General features: G+C 52.3%; 1 protein-coding gene. It reads left to right on the forward strand.

The features are described 5' to 3' along the window. On the forward strand, positions 1-217 hold a 217-nt coding region (locus tag EZM41_RS02800; protein ID WP_232619001.1), incomplete at its 5' end, for a hypothetical protein. Positions 218-390: the final 173 nt, after the last annotated feature.

Consider the following 390-nt stretch of genomic DNA (forward strand, 5'->3'; position numbering starts at 1 on the left):
GGGGGGGAGTCTTATGACGCATACGTTGCATCGCATAGGTCGGTGGAGTGATTTATCGCAGGACTTCGTGTTTTTGATGATGCCGGCAAAAGATATCAACGTGAAAGGTTCTGCCGAAAAGCTGCGAACGTTTTTACGAGGGGGGGAAATACCCCCTTTTTTATTTTTCAAACGGCGGCATGAGATTATTCAAAACAAGCCTTTCCCAACTAAATGAATTATAATGCCAAGGCCGCCTTCGGAAGGGGACAATTTCACCTTTCGCCCAGGAGGGAATGCGTGGCGTTTTTTGCCGTGGCCGGGGCGGCCCTTTTCCAGCGCGGATGGGTTCAGGCCACAGCGGCGTGTTCTGGGGTATGTCCGCCGCTTGCGGCCGTAAAGTTGGCGATT

The sequence above is a fragment of the Acetomicrobium sp. S15 = DSM 107314 genome (genome assembly GCF_016125955.1).
In the GTDB taxonomy this organism is placed as follows: Bacteria; Synergistota; Synergistia; order Synergistales; family Thermosynergistaceae; genus Thermosynergistes; species Thermosynergistes pyruvativorans.